Origin of the sequence: Methylobacterium terricola, from assembly GCF_006151805.1 — a bacterium.
Classification (GTDB): domain Bacteria; phylum Pseudomonadota; class Alphaproteobacteria; order Rhizobiales; family Beijerinckiaceae; genus Methylobacterium; species Methylobacterium terricola.
Genome location: NZ_VDDA01000001.1, coordinates 61,736 through 75,944 on the forward strand (window position 1 = coordinate 61,736; position 14,209 = coordinate 75,944).

A 14,209-nucleotide genomic window follows, 5' to 3' on the forward strand; every position below is an offset into this window, starting at 1 on the left:
TGGTGTTTGACGCGTCATCGCTCCGGCGACGGCGGCAACGCCGCCACCAGGGCCGCCAGGAAGGCCTCCACCGCCCGCGGCAGCCGCCGGTCGCGCATCGTCTGGACCTCGATGCCCCGGGCGAGGCTGCGATCGGACCGGATCGGCAGGACCCGGAACGCATCGCGCCAGCCCTCGCCCTGCAGCACGATCGACGACATCAGGGTGAGGCCGCGCGTGTCGCGCACGAAGGGCAGGATCGCCGAGAGGACGTTCGAGGTGAAGACCGGCTCGATCGCGATGCCTTCCGCCGCGCAGGCCGCGTCGAGGACGGTGCGCAAGGTGGTGTCGCGGGGCAGGAGCGCCACCGGATAGGCGGCGAGATCGGAAAGCCCGATCAGGGAGCGCACGGCGAGCGGATGGTCGGGGGCGCACAGGGCCACCATGTCGAGGCTGGCGCGATAGGCGACCGCGGTGTCCACGGAGGGCTCCAGGCTGAAGGTGAGCCCGAGATCCGCCTCGCCCTGGGCCACCCGCTGGGTCACGAGGCCCGGCGGCAGCGTGCTCAGCTCGAACCGGATGCCCGGATGGCGGGCATGGAACGCGGTGATCACCCCCGGCACGAGGTCGATGGCGAAGGCCTCGGTCGTGGCGATCCGCACCAGGCCGCGGCGCAGCCCCTCCAGTTCCTGGATCTCGGTGACGACCTGCTCGGCGCTCAGAAGCACCTGGTGGGCGTGGCGCGCCAGCAGCTCCCCCGCCTGGCTCAGCACCATGCCGCGCGGCCGGCGCTCGAACAGCGGGCATCCGAGCTCGGCCTCGAGGTTGGCGATCTGGCGGCTGATCGCCGAGGGAGCGACGTTGAGGCGGTTCGACGCCGCCGCGATCGTGCCGTCGCGGGCCACTGCCAGGAAGTAGCGCAACGCCGTGGTTTGCACCTGAAAACCCTGCCTTGCCGTTTCGGCAACGAGCCTATCGATAAATTCGACTTGTTGCGATGCGATATGCGCAACATCCTGGCACGGTGAAATTTGCGGCAGCGCATCGCGACGGGTGGACGACGCCCTCGCTGCCCCTGACCAGACGGAGCCGACATGCCGACACGGATCGACGCGGGCCGGATGCGCAAGATGGGTCAAGGGCTGGCGGGCGCGCTGCTGGGGGGTTTCCTGCTTGCCGTGGGGCCAAGCCCGGCGCTGGCCGGCAAGGCCAACGACACCCTGGTCTACGCCTCGGACAGCGAGCCGGAGAACCTGAGCCCCTACCACAACAGCCTGCGCGAGGGCGTGATCCTCTCCCGCAACGTCTGGGACACTCTCCTCTACCGCGACCCGAAGACCGGCCAGCAGCAGCCGATGCTCGCCACCGCCTGGACCTGGGTCGATCCGCTGACGCTCGATCTCACGATCCGCGACGGCGTGACCTTCCACAACGGCGATCCGCTGACGCCCGAGGACGTCGCCTTCACGTTCAACTACGTGCTGACGCCCGAGGCGAAGATCGTCACCAAGAGCAACGTCGACTGGATGAAGTCGACCGAGGTGACCGGCCCGCACAGCGTCCGCATCCACCTCAAGGCCCCGTTCCCCGCCGCCCTCGACTACCTCGCCGGCCCGACCCCGATCCTGCCCGCCGCCTACTTCAAGAAGGTCGGCCTCGACGGCTTCAGCAAGGCGCCGGTCGGCACCGGCCCCTACCGCATCGTCTCGACTGCGAGCGGCAAGGGCGTGAAGATGGCGCGCAACGACGCCTACTGGCCGGGCAGCCCGATCGGGAAGGCCAAGATCGGCAAGCTCGAGTTCCGCGTCATCCCGGACGGCGACAGCCGGATGGCCGAGCTGATGACCGGCGGCGTCGACTGGATCTGGCGCGTGCCGACCGACCAGGCCGATCAGCTCAAGCGCGACCCGACGCTCACCGTGCTCTCCGCCGAGACGATGCGGGTCGGCTTCCTGCAATTCGACGTGCAGGGCCGCGCCCAGGAGAACTCGCCGCTCAAGGACGTGCGGGTGCGCCAGGCGATCGCCTACGCCATCGACCGCAAGGCGATGGTCGACAACCTGGTGCGGGGCGGCTCGCGGGTGATGAACGCGCTCTGCTTCATCGAGCAGTTCGGCTGCACCGACGAGGGTGTGCCGGTCTACTCCTACGACCCGGCCAAGGCGCGGGCGCTCCTCAAGGAGGCCGGCTACGCGAACGGCATCGATCTCGATCTCGCCGCCTATCGCGAGCGCGACTACGCCGAGGCGGTGATCGGCTACCTGCGCGCCGTCGGCATCCGGGTCCGGCTCAACTACCTGCGCTTCGCCGCCTTCCGCGACGCGGTCCGGGGCGGCAAGGTCTCGATCGCCTACCAGACCTGGGGCTCGTACTCGATCGACGACGTCTCGGCCTTCACCCCCGTCTTCTTCGGCGGCGGCGACGACGACGTGACCCGCGATCCGACGGTGATCGCGGAGCTGAAGGCCGGCGACACCAGCATCGACCCGGCGCTCCGCAAGGCGAAATACGCCGAGGCGCTGAAGCGCATCGCCGCGCAGGCCTACGCACTGCCGATGTTCTCCTACCCGTCGAACTACGCCTTCACGGCGGACCTGAGCTTCACCGCCCAGGCCGACGAGATCCCGCGCTTCTACGCGGCGTCCTGGAAGTAGGAGGGAAGCGCCATGCTGGGCTTCGCGCTGCGGCGCATCCTCGTCGCGATCAGCGTCGCGCTGACCGTCTCGGTCGCGAGCTTCATGCTCCTGCACCTCTCGGGCGACCTCGCCACGGCGATCGCCGGCCCGGAGGCGACGAGCGAGCAGATCGCGGCGATCCGGGTGCAGCACGGGCTCGACCAGCCGCTCGTGGTCCAGTTCGGATCGTGGGCCTGGCACGCGCTCCACTTCGATTTCGGACGCTCGTTCTACTTCCCCGAGCCGGTGACCGACCTCCTGGCGTCCCGGATGCCCGTGACCCTGACGCTCGGGATCATCGCGCTCGCGGTGGCCCTGCTGGTGGCGATCCCGCTCGGGGTGCTGGCGGCGTTCTACCGCGACACCTGGATCGACCGGACGGCGCTCGCCGTCTCGGTGCTGGGCCAGGCGATGCCGAGCTTCTGGTTCGGCCTCACCCTGATCATGATCTTTTCCGTCAACCTGCGCTGGCTGCCGGTCTCCGGCAACGCCTCCTGGAAGAACTTCGTGCTGCCCGCGGTCGCGCTCGGCTACTACGCCATGCCGGCGGTGATGCGGCTCACCCGCAACGGCATGCTGGAGGTCCTGTCCTCCGACTATGTCCGCACCGCCCGCGCCAAGGGGTTGGCCCCGCGCAAGGTCCTGATCCGCCACGGCTTACGCAACGCGGTGATCCCGGTGATCGCGCTCGCCGCGGTGCAGTTCGGCTTCATGCTCGGCGGCTCGATCGTGATCGAGGCGGTGTTCTCGCTCCAGGGCCTCGGCCAGCTCGCCTGGGAATCGATCGCCCGCAACGACTTTCCCGTCGTCCAGGCGATCGTGCTGGTGCTGGCGATGATCTACATCGCGCTCACGCTTGCCGCCGACCTCCTCAACGCCCTCCTGGATCCGAGGCTGCGCGCATGACCGTCCGGCCCGCCTCCCCTCCTCTCGGCACCCCGGCCCCCGCCGAGACCGTTCTGCCCGAGACCGTTCTCCCCCCGTCGCGCTCGCCGGCGGCGATCGCCCTGCGGCGCGGCCTGTCGCATGGCGGCTTCCTGATCGGGGCGGGACTCGTCGGGCTCATCGTGCTCGTCGCGCTGGCCGCCCCCCTCGTCGCACCCCACGACCCCTACGCGCAGGACGTGTCGCGCCGGCTGATCCCGCCGATCTGGCACGCCAAGGGCACCGCCGAGCACTGGCTCGGCACCGACAAGCTCGGGCGCGACTACCTGAGCCGCCTGATCTACGGCAGCCAGATCTCGCTGCTGATCGGCGTCTCCGCGGCCCTGATCTCGGGGGTGATCGGCACCACCCTCGGGGTGCTGGCGGGCTATTACGGCGGCCGGGTCGACGCGGTGGTGAGCTACGTCGTCACCACCCGGCTCGCCCTGCCGGTGGTGCTGGTGGCGCTGGCCATGGCCTCGCTGGTCGGCGGCTCGCTCAAGGTGGTGGTGCTGGTGCTCGGCTTCCTGCTCTGGGACCGCTTCGCCGTGGTCACCCGCGCCGCGACCCGGCAGGTGCGGGCCCAGGACTTCGTCGCCGCCGCCAAGGCCTCGGGCTTCGGCGCAGGTCGGATCCTCGGCCAGGAGATCCTGCCCAACATCCTCAACGCGCTGATCGTCGTGGCGACCCTGGAGATGGCGCACGCGATCCTGCTCGAGGCGGCCCTGTCCTTCCTCGGTCTCGGCGTGCAGCCGCCGCTGCCGTCCTGGGGCCTGATGATCGCCGAGGGCAAGCCGTACATGTTCTTCCAGCCCTGGGTCATCACCATCCCGGGCATCGCCCTCGTGGTCCTGGTGCTCGGCATCAACCTGCTCGGCGACGGGGTGCGCGACATCACCGCCCCGGAGGGCCGGACCTGAGGGCGTGCCCGGTCGGAGGACACCGCCGGCCAGGCTTCCATCGACCGTCGATCAAGAACTAACATTCCCTGTGTCCCACACCCTTCCAGAAAGTCCCCCCATGTCGCGACGCGACGCCATCGCGCTGGCCCACCGGCACTACGACGACGGCGACTTCCTCGCCGTCTTACGCCGGGCGGTCGGCCTGCCGACCGAGAGCCAGGCCCCGGACCAGGGCCCGGCGCTGGCTGCCTACCTCACGCAGTTCATGATCCCCCTGGTGGCGCGGCTCGGCTTCGAGACCCGGATCGTCGACAACCCGCAACCGGGTCGCGGGCCGTTCCTGATCGCCACCCGGCACGAGGGCGACGGCCTGCCGACGCTCCTCACCTACGGCCACGGCGACACGGTGCGGAACTACCCCGAGCAGTGGCGCGAGGGCCTGCACCCGCTCGACGTCACGGTCGAGGGCGAGCGCTGGTACGGCCGCGGCACCGCCGACAACAAGGGCCAGCACCTGATCAACCTGGGCGCCCTCGAAGCGGTGATGCGGACCCGCGGGGGCAAGCTCGGCTTCAACGTCAAGCTGCTGATCGAGATGGGCGAGGAGGCCGGCTCGCCGGGCCTGCGCGAGGTCTGCCGGGCGGAAGCCGAGGCGCTCGCCTCCGACCTCCTCATCGCCTCCGACGGGCCGCGGATCGAGGCGGCGCGGCCGACGATGTTCCTGGGGTCGCGCGGCGGCTACACCTTCGAGCTGGCCTTGAACCTGCGCGAGGGCGGCCACCATTCGGGCAATTGGGGCGGGCTCCTGCGCAACCCCGGCACGGTGCTGGCGAGCGCCATCGCGAGCCTCGTCGACGGGCGCGGCCGCATCCTCCTCGACGCCCTCCGCCCGCCGCCGATCCCCGAGGGCGTGCGCGCGGCGCTCGCCGACATCACGGTCGGGGGCGATCCGAACGCGCCGGCGATCGACGAGGGCTGGGGCGAGCCCGGCCTGTCCCCGGCCGAGCGGGTCTTCGCCTGGAACACCCTGGAGGTGCTGGCCTTCAAGTGCGGCGACCCGGACGGGCCGCAGAACGCGGTGCCGCCCACCGCCAAGGCGACGCTGCAGCTGCGCTTCGTCGTCGGCACCGACTGGGAGGCGCTGCTGCCGGCGATCCGCGCCCATCTCGACGCGCGGGGCTTTCCGATGGTCGAGGTGCGGGCGACCCGCGGCGAGGTGTTTCGCGCCACTCGCCTGCCCGTCGAGGATCCGTGGGTCGAATGGGCGCTGGCCTCGATCAGCGCCAGCACGGGCAAGCGCCCGGCCCTGCTGCCGAATCTCGGCGGCTCGCTGCCGAACGACGCCTTCTCGGAGATCCTTGGGCTTCCGACCTTGTGGGTGCCGCATTCCTATCCGGCCTGCTCGCAGCACGCCCCGGACGAGCATCTGCTCGGACCGCCGACCCGCGAGGCTTTGGGGCTGATGGCCGGGCTGTTCTTCGACCTCGGCGAGACCGGGCCGGCGGTTCTGGCCGGGCGCAAGGCGGCGGGCTGAGGGGCGGTTCGGGTCGCCGGCACGGCGATCGCGAAACGACTGTCATCCCGCTCGCGACCTCATCCTGAGGCGTCGGTCCATCCATGATGGACTGACCTCGACGGAGGGCTCCAGCCAGCATCACGCTCACTGGACGCGTCATCCTGAGGTCGCGGACGGGATGAGATGCCGTCAAGAATGTTGCCATAACAGTCGACCCAGCACGAGCCGCCCGCATGACCGGGCACGCGAGGGGCAGAGATGAGCGAACCGATCGTCCAGATCCGCAACCTGACCCTCGCCCTGCCGCGGGGCGCCGACCGGCCGCACGCGGTCGAGGATCTGAGCCTCGACCTGATGCCGGGGAAGATCCTCTGCGTCGTCGGCGAATCGGGTTCGGGCAAGTCGATGAGCGCCTACGCGCTCACCGGCCTGCTGCCCCGGGCGCTGAGGGTGGCCGGCGGCGAGATCCGGTTCGAGGGCCGGGACCTGCTGCGCCTCGACGAACGCACCTGGCGCGATTTGCGCGGCCGGCGGATCGCGATGATCTTCCAGGAGCCGATGACGGCGCTCAATCCGGTGATGCGGATCGGCGACCAGATCGCCGAGATGTTCGAGGCGCACGACCTCCTGACCCCGAAGGAGCGCCGCGCCCGCGCGGTGGCGCTCGCCGGCGAGGTCGGGCTGCCGAACCCGGAGCAGATCGTCCGCTCCTATCCGCACCAGCTCTCCGGCGGGCAGCGCCAGCGGGCGATGATCGCCATGGCGCTGGCGCTCGAACCCGCCGTGCTGGTGGCCGACGAGCCGACGACGGCCCTCGACGTGACGACCCAGGCGCAGATCCTCACCCTGATCCGCGACCTCCAGACCCGCCGCAACATGGCGGTCCTGTTCATCACCCACGATTTCGGCGTGGTGGCCGACATCGCCGATCACGTCGCGGTGCTCCAGCGCGGCCGGCTGGTCGAATCCGGCCCGGCCGAGGCGGTCCTGCGCCGCCCGCAGGCCGCCTACACCAAGGCGCTGCTGGCCGCGGTGCCGAGCCTGACCCCGCCGGAGCGGGCGCCGATCACCGAGGCCCCGGTCGCCCTCACGGTGACGGGCCTCGCCAAGACCTACGCGACGGGCGGCGGCCTGTTCGGCAAGCCGCGGGTGGTGGCGGCGGTCAAGGAGGTCGGCTTCGATCTGCGCCGGGGCGAGACCCTCGGCCTCGTCGGCGAATCGGGCTCCGGCAAGTCGACCACCGCGCGGCTGGCGATCCGCCTGATCGAGCCCGACCACGGCACGGTGCGCCTCGGCAGCCTCGACTTCACGGCGCTCGGGCCGACGGCCCTGCGCGACGAGCGCCGGCGGATCCAGATGATCTTCCAGGATCCCTTCGCCTCGCTCAATCCGCGCCGCACCGTCGAGCAGATCATCGCCGGCGGCCCGATCGCCCACGGCACCCCGGCCCGCCAGGCCCGGGCGCGGGCGCGCGAGCTCCTCGCCCTCGTCGGCCTGCCCCAGACCGCCGCCGAGCGCTACCCGAACGCCTTCTCGGGCGGCCAGCGCCAGCGCATCGGCATCGCCCGGGCGCTCGCCATGGAGCCGGACGTGCTCGTCGCCGACGAGGCGGTCTCGGCCCTCGACGTCTCGGTCCAGGCTCAGGTTCTGGCGCTGCTGGAGGACCTGAAAGCCCGCCTCGGCATCGCGATGCTGTTCATCACCCACGACCTGCGCGTCGCGGCGGCGATCTGCGACCGGATCGCCGTGATGCACCGGGGCACGATCGTCGAGACGAACCGCACGGCGGCCCTGTTCCGGGCGCCGGAGCATCCCTACACGCGGAGCCTGCTGGCGGCGGTGCCGGGGGCGTCGTTCACCGAATCGGCGTGATCGGGGCATGACCGGCCCGCGTGTCCGGTCCGTCGCGAGTCTCCCCCTTTCCCGGACGACTGAAGCGACGGCGGAAGGAGATCCGGGATCCAGCACAAGACGTGCCGCAAAGCGGCTCTCTATGTTGCAACGTTGCAGACATCAGACCGCTTCGCGAATTTTTGCGCTGGATCCCTGATCTCCTTCCACTTCGTTGCAGTCGTCCGGGAAAGGGGGCGCTCTTTAAACTTTGAATGCTCTGGCTTTCAAGAACTCGCTTCGTCGCGCAGCGCTCCAATGGTAGAGCGCCGCAAAGACCCAGGGGCACCATTCCCCACCCCGAACCCGCGAGCCTGCCGCCATGGTCCCGTCCTCCTCCCCGTCCGCCGCCACCGCGACGCGGCCGGCCTTCGCCCGGTGGATGGGCACGACGAACCAGATCACCCGGACGTTCCTGTCCGCCGGTGCGATTCCCGGGTTGATCAACGTCGCCGGCGGCCTGCCCGACCCGAGCCTCTTCCCGACCGACCGGCTCGCCGCGTTCGCCCGCCGGGCGGTGGCCGAGCATCCGGACGAGGTGCTGGGCTACGGGCCGATCGAGGGGCTGGCGCCCCTGCGCGATGCCATCGCCCGCCGCCTCGGTTCGCCGGCCCTGCCGCTGACCCGCGCCAACGTGCTGGTGACCACCGCCGGGATGCAGGGCCTCGACCTGATCGGCAAGGTGCTGCTGGACGAGGGCGGGCTGATCGCCGGCCAGTCCCCGACCTATCTCGGCGCCCTCGATGCCTGGCGCCCGCGGTCGCCGTCGTTCCGCAACCTCGTGCTGGACGAGCCCGGCTTCGACCCCGAGCGAGCCTTCGCGGGGGCGCAATTCGCCTATGCGGTGCCGAACTTCTCGAACCCGACCGGGCGGCTCGTCGATCTCGCGACCCGCCGCGCCCTCGTCGCGGCGGCGCATCGCACCGGGACCTGGCTCGTCGAGGACGACCCCTACGGCACGCTGCACTACGACGGCGCAGCCCTGCCGCGGCTGATCGAGCTGTCGGCGCAGACGGCGCCAGGCGAGCCCTATGCCGGCCCGGTGATCTACATGGGGACGCTCTCGAAGGAGATCGCGCCCGGCCTGCGCATCGGCTGGATCGTCGCGGCGCCGGAGATGATCGAGGCGCTGACGCTCGCCAAGCAAGGCTCGGACCTGTGCACCAGCGGCGTGACCCAACGCATCGCGCTGGCGGCGATGGAGACCGGCCTTCTCGAGGAGATCCGGCCGGCGATCGTCGCCCTGTACCGCGAGCGCCGGGACGCGCTCTGCGCCGCGCTGAGCGCCCACCTCTCCGACTGTTTCACCTGGGAGGTGCCGGTCGGCGGCATGTTCGTCTGGGCGCTCGCCAAGGACCCGGACCTCGACACCGACGCGCTGCTCCCCCACGCCCTGGCGGCCGGGATCTGCTTCTCGCCGAGCAGCGTCTTCGACGCGAGGGGTGCGAACCGGCGCGGCATGCGGATCAACTTCACCCTCAACCCGCCGGAGACGCTGGACGAGGCGATGCGGCGCCTCGCGGCGGCGGTCGCTGCCTACCGGGCCTCGCGCGCGGCCGCGTAGGCCCGCGGGACGGGAAACGGTCGGGACACAGATTGGAATTGGTCTTGCAATAAGGTTGCACACAATTCAAAGTCGCCCTCGACAATCCCGAGGAAGCGCCCCCCATGATCCGGTCCCTTTCCCTTCTGGCCAGCGCCGCGGTGCTGACCTCCCTCGCCGCGCCCGTGCAGGCCGAGGAGGTCGATCCCGGCGCCATCGTCGCCCTGCAATTCGCCGTCAGCGGCGACCACAAGGGCGTGCGTGCGAGCGGCGCCAAGGGCGTCTGCCTCAAGGGCCAGTTCACGCCCGCCGCCGACGCGGCGAGCGTGTCGAAGGCGCCGCAATTCGCCAAGCCGGTACCGGTCACCGCCCGCTTCTCGATGGGCGGCGGCAACCCGAAGATCTCGGACAAGACCAAGCCGACCACCCGCGGCTTCGCGATGCGGATGCAGGACCCGGCCGGCGACCTGACCTTCGTGATCATCTCCGCCCCGGTCTTCTCGACCAAGACCCCGGCGCAGCTGCTCGAATTCCTCCAGGTCCGGGCCCCGGGCCCGGACGGCAAGCCGGACCCCGAGAAGATCAAGGCCTTCGCGGCGAAGAACCCGGAGACCGGCCGCCAGGCGGCGTGGCTCAACGCGCGGCCGGTGCCGGCGAGCTTCGCCGGCACCGACTACTGGGCGGTGCACACCTACACCCTGACCAACGCCAAGGGCGAGGCGACCAAGGCCCGGCTCAAGTTCGTCGCCGCCGACAAGGCGACCCTCACCGACGACGAGCTGAAGGCCAAGCCCGACAGCTTCTACGCCGACGAGCTGAAGGAGCGGCTGGCGAAGGGCCCGGCGAAGTTCGACCTCGTGGCGGTCCTGCCCGAGGCGGGCGACCCGACCACCGACGTCACCGCCGCCCTGCCGGAGGAGGAGCGCAAGACCCGCACGCTCGGCACCCTGGCGATCTCGGGCATCGAGCCCGACGCCACCTGCGACGCCGCCACCTTCGATCCGGTGGTCGACCTGCCCGACGGCATCGCCGGCCCGGCCGACGACCCGATGTTCGCGATCCGCTCGCCGGCCTACGCCGTCTCGCTGTCGCGGCGCTCGAACTGACCGCGGCGCGCCCCGGACGCCTCAGTCCGGGGCGCGTCCCGCCCGAGCCCCGCCGCGACCGGCAGGCCGGCGGCGCTCAAGGCGGCCATGATCCAGAACGCCCCGGCGCCGAGCGCGCCGTAGAGCAGGCCCCCCGTGGCGGTGAGAGCCGCCGAGGCGAGGCCGAGGCCGAAGGTGCCGTAGAGGGTCTGGCCGGTGGCGGCGAGATGCGCAGGCACCAATTCGCCGATCCGCCGCATGACCGCGAGGTGCAGCAGGGCGAAGGTGAGGCCGTGGCTCGCCTGCGCCACGGCGAGCACCGGCACCGCGCCGCTCGCCGCCATGGCGCCCCAGCGCAGAACGCCGGTCCCGGCCGCGAGCATCGCGGCCCGCGCGGGCCCGATCCGGGCGAGCAGCCACGGGCCGGCGAGGACGAACACCACCACCTCCGAGGCGACCGCGGCCGACCACAGCAGGCTGATCGTGCCGGGTCCCAAGCCCGCCGCGCGCCAGCGGATCACCGCGAAGGCGTCGTTGAGGGCGTGGCTGCCGATGACGAGGGCGGCAACCAGCAGCAGCCGGCGGAACGGCGCGAGCCTCAGCAGCTCCCGGATTCCCGACGGGCCGAGGGACGGCGCGGTGGATTCGGGCCGGCCCTGCGGCACCCGGGTCGCGGCGAGCGCCATCACGAGGAACATCCCGCCGCTGGCGGCCACGACGCTCGCGAGGCCGGCCCAGCCGACGAGCTGGCCGGCGATCAGCGTCCCGAGCACGAAGGCGGCCGAGCCGGCGCCGCGGACCCAGCCATAGGCGAACACCCGCTCGCGCGCGGCGGCGGCCAGCGCCAGCGCGTCGGCGAGCGGGGCGAGCGGCGCGGTGACCGCGGCGTGGACGAGGCTCACCGCCAGCAGGGGAATCAGGCCGTGCCCGGGCAGGTACGCGAAGGCGATCACGCCGGAGGCCGCCGCCGCGAGGCCCAAGACCGCCCGGGGTGCCCCGCGCCGGTCGGCGAGGTGGCCGGCGGCCGGGCCAGCGACGAGGCGCACCAGGGTGCCGGCGGCGAGGACCAGGCCGATCTCGGCCGAGCCGAGGCCCCGCTCGGCGAGGAAGCTCGGCAGGAACGGCGCTTCGAGGCCGTAGGCCGCGTAGAGCGCGCCCTGGAGGCCGACGAAGGCCGGGAACGAGCCCCACCGCATCACCCGCCCCGCCGGCCGAGGAGCCACAGTGCGAGGCCGAGCGCCGCGATGCCGGCGAGCGCCCAGAAGGCGGCGGGAAAGCCGAGGGACTGCGCCACCAGGCCGGCGATCACCGGGCTCAGCGCGGCGCCGGCGCCGTAGGCGGTCATCACGCCGCCGAGCCCGGCGCTCGCATGACCGGTGCCCGCCATGATCTTGGCCACCAGCGCCGGGATCGCGACGCCGGCAAGCCCCATGGCGAGCCCCTCCAGCACCTGGACCAGGACGATCCAGAACCACGACCCGGCGAAGGCTGCGAGCCCGCCGCGGATCACGACGAGGGCCAGCGCCACGGACAGCACCCGGCCGTGGCCCCGCCCCTCGGCGAGGCGGGCGGCGCCGAGGGCGGCGGCGATCATCGTGACCTGTGCCGTCACGGTCATGATCCCGGTGGTCAGGCTCGGATCGGCGCCGGCGGCGGTGCGGGCCTGGGCGAGGAACGGCAGCATCGCGCCGTTGGCGGTCTGGAACGCCAGGACGGTTCCGGCCAGCACCAGGAGCGGGCGGGTCCCGAACAGCACCCGCAGGGTCGAGCGCTCGCCCTGCTCGCCGCCGCGCGCCGCGTCGTGGTCGATCCGCGCGGGGTCGAGGGTGAGGAGCACGCCGCAGGAAGCCACGGCCATCGCCACGATGGCGACCGCGACGAAGCCGAGACCGCAGGTATAGCCCAGGATCGCCGCCAGAGCCGCGTTGGCGGCGTTGCCGGCATGGTTGAACGCCTCGTTGCGCGAGACCTGCCGGGCATAGGCCGCCTGGCCCACGAGCCCCAGCGTGAGGGCCGCGACCAGCGGCGCGATGCTGGTATCGGCGACCCCGATGACGAGCTGCGCGAGGGCGATCAGCCACAGGCTCTTCGTGGCGACGAGCGCCACCGCCCCGAGGGCGATCGCCCCGACCGCGGCGGCAAGCAGCGCGCGCTTGGCCCGGATCCGGTCGACGAGGGCGCCGATCGGCGTCGTCACCGCGAGGCCGGCGAGGCCGGCCAGCCCCATGGCGAGGCCGGTGGTCGCCGGGGTGAAGCCCTGCTGCTGCAGGTAGACGCCGAGGAAGGGCCCGAACCCCTCCCGCGCGCCCGCCAGGGCGACGTTGAGGGCCAGAAGGCTCGCGGTGGGCTGCATGAACGCCTTCCGGGGATTCACCGTCGATTTGGTCGCACCCCAGAGACTGGGGGAGAGTATGACATATGTGGGTCGCCAGGGGCTGCCAGTGCGACGCGGCGGCTCGCCGGAGACGCCGCGCGTGACTGATCGAGACGGCCGGAAACCCGAGCCCGGCGGCCCGCCGCCGCCGGGCTGCATCGTCGCCGTGCCGGTGCGCAACGAGGTCGACCGGATCGCGGCCTGCCTGCGCGCCCTGGCCACGCAGGAGGGGATCGGCGAAGGCGCGCTGGGCGTCGTCCTGTTCCTCAACAACTGCACCGACGGCACGGCCGAGGCCGTCGCGGCGCTCGCGCCGTCGCTGCGCCTGCCGCTGCGGGTGATCGAGCGCGATTTTGCCGGGGCGCAGGCCGGCTGGGCCCGGCGCGAAGCGATGGAGGCGGCCGCCGCCTGGCTCGACGAGAGCCCGAGCGAGACGGCGCCGGACGGCGTGATCCTCACCACCGACGCCGACAGCCGGGTGCCGCCGGACTGGGTGGCCCGCAATCTCACGGCCCTGGCGCAGGGCGCCGACGCGATCGCCGGCACCATCGCCCTCGACGCGGCGGAGGCCGCGCGCCTGCCGGACGCGCTCCATGCCCGCGGCCGGCTGGAGGGCGCCTACGAGGCGGCCCTGATCGCCCTCGAGGCCTGGATCGACCCGGTCGCGCACGATCCCTGGCCGCGTCACGCCACCCGCTCGGGCGCGACCCTGGCGGTCCGCCTGTCGGCCTACCGCGCAGCCGGCGGCATGCCGGCGATCCCGCTCGGCGAGGACCGGGCCTTCGTGGCGGCGCTGCTGGCGGCGGATGCCCGGGTGCGCCACGCCCCCGACATCGTCGTCGTCACCTCGGGCAGGCTCGACGGCCGCGCTCCCGGCGGCGCCGCCGACACGATGCGCCGGCGCTGCGAAGCCCCCGAGAGTCCCTGCGACCCGCGCCTCGAACCGCTCTGGCGCGCCCTGTTCCGCTTCGCCTGGCGGCGCCGGCTGCGGCGCCTGCACGCGGCCGGGCGGCTCGACCGCACCGGGCTGTGGGCGCCCTGGCTGCGGATCGGGGCGGATGCGGCGCGCCGCATCGCCGCGCTCCCCACCCTCGGCGCCCGGCTGGCGGCGATCGAGGTGCAGAGCCCGCTTCTCGCCCCGCGTCCCTTACGGCCGGGCGCGCTGCCGCGGCACATCCGGGGCGCGCACAGGCTGCTCGCCGGGCTGCGGCACGGGGCGCAGTCACGGCAGGTCCTGCGCGGCCTCCGCCCCGGGAAGACCCGGCCCGCCCTCGGGCAGGCCTCGGAGCCGGCCAGCCATGCCTGACCTCGACACGCTCGC

11 protein-coding genes are annotated in these 14,209 nt (G+C 72.5%); 8 read left to right on the forward strand and 3 right to left on the reverse strand.

Annotated elements, in window-relative coordinates:
- Positions 1–14: 14 nt before the first annotated feature.
- Positions 15–917 (reverse strand): LysR family transcriptional regulator, encoded by a 903-nt coding sequence (locus FF100_RS00275; protein ID WP_139033573.1) that lies wholly within the window; start codon positions 915–917, stop codon positions 15–17.
- 192 nt (positions 918–1,109) lie between these two features.
- Between FF100_RS00275 and FF100_RS00280 the strand changes: the two genes are divergently transcribed.
- From FF100_RS00280 to FF100_RS00310, 7 genes are all read left to right on the forward strand, one after another.
- Positions 1,110–2,633, forward strand: a complete 1,524-nt coding sequence (locus tag FF100_RS00280; protein ID WP_246101903.1) for an ABC transporter substrate-binding protein — start codon at positions 1,110–1,112, stop codon at positions 2,631–2,633.
- Between the two features lie 12 nt (positions 2,634–2,645).
- Positions 2,646–3,560: an ABC transporter permease gene (locus FF100_RS00285; RefSeq protein ID WP_139033574.1), complete on the forward strand. Its 915-nt coding sequence runs from the start codon at positions 2,646–2,648 to the stop codon at positions 3,558–3,560.
- Positions 3,557–4,498, forward strand: coding sequence for an ABC transporter permease (locus FF100_RS00290; protein WP_139033575.1), 942 nt, complete (start codon positions 3,557–3,559; stop codon positions 4,496–4,498). The genes FF100_RS00285 and FF100_RS00290 overlap by 4 nt, the downstream gene beginning before the upstream one ends.
- Before the next feature lie 100 nt (positions 4,499–4,598).
- Entirely contained in the window at positions 4,599–6,014 is a 1,416-nt protein-coding gene (locus FF100_RS00295; protein WP_139033576.1) for a M20 family metallopeptidase, read from the forward strand.
- A gap of 240 nt (positions 6,015–6,254) precedes the next feature.
- Positions 6,255–7,868, forward strand: coding sequence for an ABC transporter ATP-binding protein (locus FF100_RS00300; RefSeq protein WP_139033577.1), 1,614 nt, complete (start codon positions 6,255–6,257; stop codon positions 7,866–7,868).
- Between the two features lie 340 nt (positions 7,869–8,208).
- A complete protein-coding gene (locus tag FF100_RS00305; RefSeq protein WP_139033578.1) occupies positions 8,209–9,450 on the forward strand; it encodes an aminotransferase-like domain-containing protein in 1,242 nt (413 codons plus the stop codon).
- A 104-nt stretch (positions 9,451–9,554) separates the two neighbouring features.
- Positions 9,555–10,535: a catalase family peroxidase gene (locus FF100_RS00310; RefSeq protein ID WP_139033579.1), complete on the forward strand. Its 981-nt coding sequence runs from the start codon at positions 9,555–9,557 to the stop codon at positions 10,533–10,535.
- On the opposite strand, the gene FF100_RS00315 is transcribed toward FF100_RS00310, so the two are convergent.
- Complete coding sequence (locus FF100_RS00315; protein ID WP_139033580.1) at positions 10,502–11,710, reverse strand: MFS transporter; 1,209 nt, start codon at positions 11,708–11,710, stop codon at positions 10,502–10,504. The two genes, FF100_RS00310 and FF100_RS00315, sit on opposite strands and share 34 nt — an antisense overlap.
- Positions 11,710–12,867, reverse strand: a complete 1,158-nt coding sequence (locus tag FF100_RS00320) for an MFS transporter (protein WP_171069996.1) — start codon at positions 12,865–12,867, stop codon at positions 11,710–11,712. The genes FF100_RS00315 and FF100_RS00320 overlap by 1 nt, the downstream gene beginning before the upstream one ends.
- A gap of 121 nt (positions 12,868–12,988) precedes the next feature.
- Here FF100_RS00320 and FF100_RS00325 point away from each other — a divergent pair, with 121 nt between their 5' ends.
- Positions 12,989–14,194: a glycosyltransferase gene (locus tag FF100_RS00325; RefSeq protein WP_246101851.1), complete on the forward strand. Its 1,206-nt coding sequence runs from the start codon at positions 12,989–12,991 to the stop codon at positions 14,192–14,194.
- The last annotated feature ends 15 nt before the right edge of the window (positions 14,195–14,209 follow it).

Excerpts from the sequence above, each read along its gene's own strand:
- FF100_RS00280 (WP_246101903.1), top strand. The coding sequence starts at position 1,110 with ATGGGTCAAGGGCTGGCGGGCGCGCTGCTGGGGGGTTTCCTGCTTGCC.
- FF100_RS00290 (WP_139033575.1), top strand. The coding sequence starts at position 3,557 with ATGACCGTCCGGCCCGCCTCCCCTCCTCTCGGCACCCCGGCCCCCGCC.
- FF100_RS00315 (WP_139033580.1), bottom strand. The coding sequence starts at position 11,710 with ATGCGGTGGGGCTCGTTCCCGGCCTTCGTCGGCCTCCAGGGCGCGCTC.
- FF100_RS00295 (WP_139033576.1), top strand. The coding sequence starts at position 4,599 with ATGTCGCGACGCGACGCCATCGCGCTGGCCCACCGGCACTACGACGAC.
- FF100_RS00300 (WP_139033577.1), top strand. The coding sequence starts at position 6,255 with ATGAGCGAACCGATCGTCCAGATCCGCAACCTGACCCTCGCCCTGCCG.
- FF100_RS00320 (WP_171069996.1), bottom strand. The coding sequence starts at position 12,867 with ATGCAGCCCACCGCGAGCCTTCTGGCCCTCAACGTCGCCCTGGCGGGC.
- FF100_RS00285 (WP_139033574.1), top strand. The coding sequence starts at position 2,646 with ATGCTGGGCTTCGCGCTGCGGCGCATCCTCGTCGCGATCAGCGTCGCG.
- FF100_RS00305 (WP_139033578.1), top strand. The coding sequence starts at position 8,209 with ATGGTCCCGTCCTCCTCCCCGTCCGCCGCCACCGCGACGCGGCCGGCC.
- FF100_RS00310 (WP_139033579.1), top strand. The coding sequence starts at position 9,555 with ATGATCCGGTCCCTTTCCCTTCTGGCCAGCGCCGCGGTGCTGACCTCC.